Source organism: Aquifex sp. (genome assembly GCF_056494385.1).
The window spans coordinates 1-5523 of sequence record NZ_JBSLZM010000043.1 but is presented as its reverse complement, the minus strand read 5'-3'; the positions used below and the strand labels follow the sequence as shown (position 1 = coordinate 5523).

General features: G+C 40.7%; 4 protein-coding genes. All 4 read right to left on the bottom strand.

What is annotated here, in order from left to right:
* Positions 1-847: 847 nt before the first annotated feature.
* Positions 848-1462: a methyltransferase domain-containing protein gene (locus ACWB1W_RS03570; protein WP_479370023.1), complete on the bottom strand. Its 615-nt coding sequence runs from the start codon at positions 1460-1462 to the stop codon at positions 848-850.
* On the bottom strand, positions 1459-2064 hold the full coding sequence (locus tag ACWB1W_RS03565; RefSeq protein WP_479370022.1) for a glycine-rich domain-containing protein: 606 nt from the start codon (positions 2062-2064) through the stop codon (positions 1459-1461). The genes ACWB1W_RS03570 and ACWB1W_RS03565 overlap by 4 nt, the downstream gene beginning before the upstream one ends.
* Positions 2065-2383: 319 nt before the next feature.
* Complete coding sequence (locus ACWB1W_RS03560) at positions 2384-3742, bottom strand: replication initiation protein (RefSeq protein WP_479370021.1); 1359 nt, start codon at positions 3740-3742, stop codon at positions 2384-2386.
* A 403-nt stretch (positions 3743-4145) separates the two neighbouring features.
* A complete protein-coding gene (locus ACWB1W_RS03555; RefSeq protein WP_479370020.1) occupies positions 4146-5015 on the bottom strand; it encodes a hypothetical protein in 870 nt (289 codons plus the stop codon).
* Positions 5016-5523 lie beyond the last annotated feature (508 nt).

Genomic DNA, 5523 nt, shown 5'->3' with positions numbered 1-5523 from the left:
GAGCTTCACCCACTCACCCAAAAGCCTCTCTCCCTCGCTCCACCCTCTCCCGAACCCTCACCCCAGGAGGGAGAGAGGAATTTGCCTCCGCTTCGCTTCGGCAAAGGATAGAATTGAGAGAGTGAGGAAAGGAACCTACAAGGAAAAAGGCAAGCACTTTCTTACGGTAGCGGTGATTTTCCTATCCGTAGGTTTGATTACTCCGCTATTCCAGAAAGAGGAGTTGAACCTTTCACGCATGGTTGGTAGCTTGCTGATTTTGGCTTTGCTTTTTGCTATCGGTGTGTATTTTGTGAATAGGGGGGAAAGCGATGGATAAATACACCGTGGGCATGTTCTTGATGGGTTTAGGAGTTGTTTCGGTCGGTCTATTCCTGATATGGTTATCCCGCAGGTCAGAACCTAAGAAGGGGACTACCTCTTAGCTTGAATTTTTGAACCTTTCAAACCGTTGGGAGATAAGGGGAATTTTCAGGATTTTTTGACTTTTCCACAAGGAACGGCGGAAGGTTCAATCGGCAAAAAATCCCAAACTCGGAACCCCAAGCTTTCTGAATACCTCGGCCTTTATCAGAGCCTTGAAGAGCTCTTCATAATGTTTATATTCTTCTACCTGTTGGTATCTTAACCTCTGATATTTTTATAGGCTCTTGCTTTGTCCAACAAAGTAGCAACCGCTAACCAGCAGATAGTTGTATACCAAACCCAAAATTTAATTGAGAGCAATTCTCATAGTATGAGGGGGGATTTGATGGTCTATCAATAACTTACGTCTCATTATTGGACACAGCAATAGACTCTAACCTTAAGTTTATATCTTCACTGACCTTCTTACATTCTTTATACATTAAATGCATAATTTAAATAAAAGTTTATCTTCGTAAAGGTAATCAATAAATTTTTTTAAGTTATGTTTATATGAGCTATTGATTTTAATTCCAAATGTACTCTCGAAAGACATTCTCTTAACAAAAACTTTATAGTTATATTTTTCAAAAACGTTCAATAATTCTTCTAGTGAATAAATATTATATTTATCTATATGTGTTAGTTTTTTTCTAAATAATTCAATCCCTCTGCTTTCCTTATAGATGCCTAATACTATATAAATAATTCCTTCTTTCCTTATACTGTATCTAAGCTTTTCGAAAATGTTATTTAATGTATTACTATCTATTAAATATAATACATCTACAAAAGTAACTACATCAAATTCATATAAACTTAAAGTATTTAGTTCTATTTGCTTTACACTACTACAGGAACTCACTTCATAAATATTGTGTTTTTCTATACAATAAAGGTCTGATGAATTATAAAAAGTTTTCAAAAGATTCAAAAGATAACAGTCGCCGCAACCTATATCAAGCACTTTATTTATGGCTCGATTATAAAAATCTTTGATAATCTCTTCCTTTAAGATATCATTAAAAATTCTCCTTTTAGTATACTCAAACTTCATGGACAATTGGAAGGTCTACATGTTCTACATCTACTACATTTCATAGCCCACGTATTTTGCGAGGATTTATATATCTGCGATAATTTCTTATAAAATTCTTTATCAAGTTTATAAGAGTCTTCTTCTTCACTTAAGTTACCATACAGAGTTTCATTGAAAAGTTCTTTCCAAACTCTCTGAGCTAATTTTGCGGTATTAAACCATTCTTTTTTATCCTCTTCGTCCACCATACCAAAATATGGATAATGATGTAAAATTTTTCCAAATATAGAGATGCAATCTTGATAATACTTTTCCGTATCTAGTATATGATAATGCCAGAATTCGTCTATAAATCTATTAGGTATGATTTTTATATCTATATTAAAATCCATGAATGTTTTGTTTAAGGCTAAAAATTTAATGTATTCTTTTTCCATATTTTGTACTACATCAAAGCTCCACCCCAATATTTCAGTCATTTTTCTTTTTTGGAGTTTAAAAGATAGAGTTTTACTTATGAACTTTATATTTTCTCTTAGGCGATTTTTAAATTCAGGCTTGCTGATAGTGTTAAACAAATCTCTTTGACTTGCTTTGTGTTGAAGACTAACAACAGTCATGACCTTACCCTCCTTAAAATATAATTGAAAACAATTATAATATAACCCACTTGCGAGGTAGTAAGATTCTAAAGTTTTGCATGAAGTGAGTGTATTTATATCAAGTTTCCAGAATACCAGGAATATCAATAACTTAAGATTTGCACGATTTGTTACAATAATTTCTCAAAGAGTATTTATTTTCATAACTGTTAAGCTACGAGTTTCTTCTCTAACAAGTGCTCGGAGTAAATACACCTGTTAAAAACAGTAGCCCTATTGCGGAAGCTTGAGTGCCAAGCACTAAAGCCGTGCAAAACTTTAGTCTAAAACTCATTCGCTATCTGCTTACGAATGAAGTAAAAGAGCTAAACCTTGCGGGCTGGGGAAGGTATGCGAAGCTTATAGAGGGAGTCTTAAGGGAAGCTGGTTTAATATCCCGATATTCCTCAAAAGCTTCTAAAATCTCCTTCCTCTCTTCCTTAGAGAGCCTATCCCCCAGAGCCTTAGCTATTACCCTTTCCACATCCGAAAGGATTTCTACGGCTTCCTCCTCGCTTGTGGGGACTTTGGGAAGCGTGTAATCTATCCTGTGCTCACTCAGAACTCTACGGGCAAGGTTCCACTTCCTTTCCCATCTACCTTCCCAATCTTCAAAGCCTTCCCACATACCTGAGCTTGTGGGAGCTTCCTTAACAGGTTCCAGCTTCAAAAGCCAGAAATACCTCAGCTTAGATTTGAGAGGCAACGAGCTAAAAAGCGTTCCTATTGGGTTCCTCACCAGAGGGTTAAGGTCATCAGCCCTTATAGCTTCCAGCGTTTGCTCGGGTTCCAGCAGGGAGTTTTCGAGGAAGAAAACCACATGAGCCTTAGAGAGCCTACGGAGCTCCAGCCTTTCAAGGTAGGGTTCCCACTTTTGAAGAAGCTCCTCATACCTTTTTCTCAGCCGTTCTCTTTCTTCCTCTGCCTTCTCCTCTTCCTCTTTTTCCTTCAGGGTGAACTTGGGATTTTCAAGGATTGTGAACTCTATTTCCGCTACCTTACGCCCCCGCTTTATCTCCCGAAAGTCAAAGTAGATGTCGGTCCTCTCTTTTAGCTCCCGTTGGGCTTGGAGGATTACACGGCGTTTGAAGTCCCCATATAGCTTGTACTCGCCTGGTTCTATACCCAATAACTGCTTCAGCTCTTCTATCGTGAACCTACGCCTACCTATGTTCTGATACTGCTTCAAAAGTTCATACAGCCGTATGGCGTAGGAGCTACGGAGCTTAAGGATATTCCGCAATGCATAGGTGGTGAAAGCCTCTTTTAGCTTCAAGAGATAGGGCTTCAGCTTCGGGTCTAAGGTGAGCTCTATCTTTCCTTCCTTGTCAAAGTATTCCGCCGAAGAAATCCACCCCGTGATGAGATACCCATCGGGCTTGCGTATCTTAAGCACACGGGAGCGAAGCCTCTCAAGGGTTTCCCTTATCTTGTCATAGTAATCATGGTCTTCAAGTTCAAGAAGCTGGATAAGGTCTCTAACCCTTATCTCTACCGTCGGGAAGTCCTCATCTTCAGGTGAGAGCAGGGAGATATAGGCAAGTATCAACCTTTGCTCTTGAATGGTGAGCTTATACCTTGCCTCTATAAGGGTGTTTGCCTTAGTTATCTTGTTCTCCTCGGAACGCTCTGGGTCAAATGGCACAAGGCTTTTCATTATATCAACCCTCCTATAATATGACAAAGTATTATATAAGTCATCTTGACATAAATCAATATGTGAGTTCTGATTAGTCATATTTCACCCGCTTTCTGTCATATTTCACCCGCTTTTTGTCATATTGCACCCGCTTTTTGTCATATTTAATGTCCTCAAACCCTTGAGTATCAACGACTTCAGCTCGCCTAAAACAAGAATATATAAAACAAGAAAAAACAAGAAAAAATATCATCACCATATATAGGCGGTGGTGATGAAAACGACGAGATTTTCGCTCGGGTGGAAAGGAAAAATAGGGGAAGTGGTTGAAAATCAACGAAGTGGAAAAATTAAGAAGAAGAAAAGCCTTACGGCTTTTAAAATTCCGCTGGCTCGGGTTAGTAATTGCTAACCTTGATAATCACTTGAGCTTACGGCTAAGCTCTTTAGCTATGGTTTCGTCTATTTCTAAACTGCTGAGTTCTGCGCACTTGCGTAGGTGCTTTAGCTCTTGTTCTATGTCCCGGTAAATCTCTATGCTCTTCAGATAACTCTGCCCGTGCAGATTGGAGAACCTCACTATCTTCTCAGCGTCAAAGATTTTGAAGCTCAGCTTTTTGAACTTTTCCTCATACGAGGGACGCTTGAAGAAGAACTTAACCCGGGAGTAATATTCGCCTATAGCCTCTGCTATGCTTTTGAGCTTCGCCTTTACCTTAGCATTCTTCTTATCGCTCAGTTCAAGCTCTATCGCTATGGGATAGATATATCCATCTTGCTCCCACAACTCCACAGCGTCAGCTCTGTGCAGTCCTACGGTATCCTTCCCGTAAACCTTAGCCAGAACCTTGGCATACACAGAGTAGCTTATTGATGGCTGGAGCTTCTTTATGCAGAGGTCTCTGAGCTTTAGCTCATGGGTCAAGTTATGGGGAGCTTCTCCCTTCCACCCATAGGACGGATACAGCTCTCTGAACCTGTCCACTTCCGGAAGAAGGTCAAAGGTAAACTCTCTACCTTCGGAAGTGAGCGATACGAGAGTGTAGCCCAGAACTCTATCCGAGCGAACCAAACCTAAATCCCGAAGCCTACGGATATGCCTGTATGCATTAGGCAACGCTACAAAGAGAAGCTTGGATATGTGCTCGGGGGTAAGGAACTTCCAGACCAAAAGCTTATACAAAATCCATGTGTACCTGTACTTACCTACCTCTCTTGTGGTGAGGTTAATCGCGTAGCAAAATCTGGGATGAATATCCCTGCCTGCAATTCTCTTTCTTTTCCTCTCCATTAACAATAATATATACGTTATTAAAAACGAATTAAAGATTTTCGTTTAATTTATCGTTTTTACTTCTAAAATAAGTTTATCAATATTTTGACAGCGTAATACAAAATAATACATCTGAGAGAATCACCCTTGAATGTGAAGAATTTTCGGAGAATGTTCTTATAAGGCTTGATATTCAAGAAGTATAGTAATTCACCGAGATACGACCTGACACCCTTCGGGGTTAGGGCTTGGTTGCCTGCATTATCGGTTTTATTATCATTTATTGGGGGCGGAGGACTAACTCGCCGTAGCTCCTCGGCGGACGTAGTCCGCCTCGTCGCAAACGGCGAGTAAGGGCGGGCTGTTCGCTCCGCTCACGCCCGCCTGAGCCCGTCCTCGGCGGGGTGCCCGTAAGCGTCCTCGCTCCGCACCGACCCCTAACGGGGGCGCTTCGCTTCGGTGCTCCGCTGCGGGCGCTAACGGGACACCACCGCCGACCGCTCGCCTTCGGCTCGCTGGACGGGCT